The organism is Polaromonas sp. P1_G4, from assembly GCF_056405475.1.
This window is the reverse complement of record NZ_JBFUCA010000860.1, coordinates 1-1,146: the sequence shown is the minus strand read 5'-3', so window position 1 is coordinate 1,146 and position 1,146 is coordinate 1. Positions and strand designations below refer to the sequence as shown.

Here is a 1,146-nt window from a genome sequence, read left to right as displayed (position 1 = left end):
GTATCTCAGTTGGAGGAAAGGCCCCCACGCTTTTCGCTTCGTGTAATGCGCTGCCCCCCGAGGGGGCCGCTGCGCCTGCGGCCCGGCTAAGCCGGTTCCGCGGCCCCGGCTTGCTTGGTCAACACCGGCCAGCCTTACGTGGGCTGCGAGCCACCGTGCAAGCCCGAACAGCTGTGGGCTGAAATTCAGTATCCCCTGCAAGAGGTAACCCGGCGGGCAACCCGTATAATCTCCGTTTACCACCTCTACGAACTTGCGGTTCGTACCTGACATGACCAAATTTGTCTTCGTCACCGGCGGTGTGGTGTCTTCCCTGGGCAAGGGAATCGCCTCAGCCTCCTTAGCTGCGATCCTCGAATCGCGAGGCCTCAAAGTCACTTTAATCAAGCTCGATCCCTACCTGAATGTGGATCCGGGCACCATGTCGCCCTTCCAGCATGGCGAAGTTTTTGTGACCGACGATGGCGCAGAGACCGACCTGGATCTCGGCCACTATGAGCGTTTCATCGAAACGCGCATGCGCAAGGCCAACAACTTCACCACCGGCCAGATCTACAAAAGCGTGCTTGAAAAAGAACGCCGCGGCGACTACCTGGGCAAGACCGTGCAGGTCATCCCGCACGTCACCAACGAAATCCAGGAATTCGTCAAGCGCGGCGCCGGCTACGAAACGGCTGATGCGGTCGACGTGGCCATCGTCGAAATCGGCGGCACCGTCGGCGACATCGAGTCCCTGCCCTTCCTGGAAGCCGTGCGCCAGATGAGCCTGCGCCTGGGCGCCAACAACACCGCCTTCGTGCACCTGAGCTACGTCCCCTGGATCGCTGCCGCCGGCGAACTCAAAACCAAGCCGACCCAGCACACTGCCAAACAATTGCGTGAAATCGGCATCCAGGCCGACGTGCTGCTCTGTCGTGCCGACCGCCGAATTCCCAACGAAGAGCGCGAAAAAATCTCGCTGTTCTCCAACGTTCCCGAATGGGGCGTGATCTCGATGTGGGACGTCGACACCATTTACAAAGTGCCCCGCATGCTGCACGAACAGGGCCTGGACGGCCTGATCTGCGACAAGCTGCGCCTGAACACGCCACCGGCCAACCTCAAGCGCTGGGACGACCTGGTCTATGAGACCGAGCACCCCCAGAC

At 60.7% G+C, this 1,146-nt stretch carries 1 protein-coding gene; it reads left to right on the top strand.

Annotated features, from left to right (window positions below; translation table 11 throughout):
• Nucleotides 1-271 precede the first annotated feature (271 nt).
• A partial coding sequence (locus tag AC1D1X_RS23980) for a CTP synthase (RefSeq protein ID WP_477699439.1) occupies nucleotides 272-1,146 on the top strand: 875 nt, incomplete at its 3' end.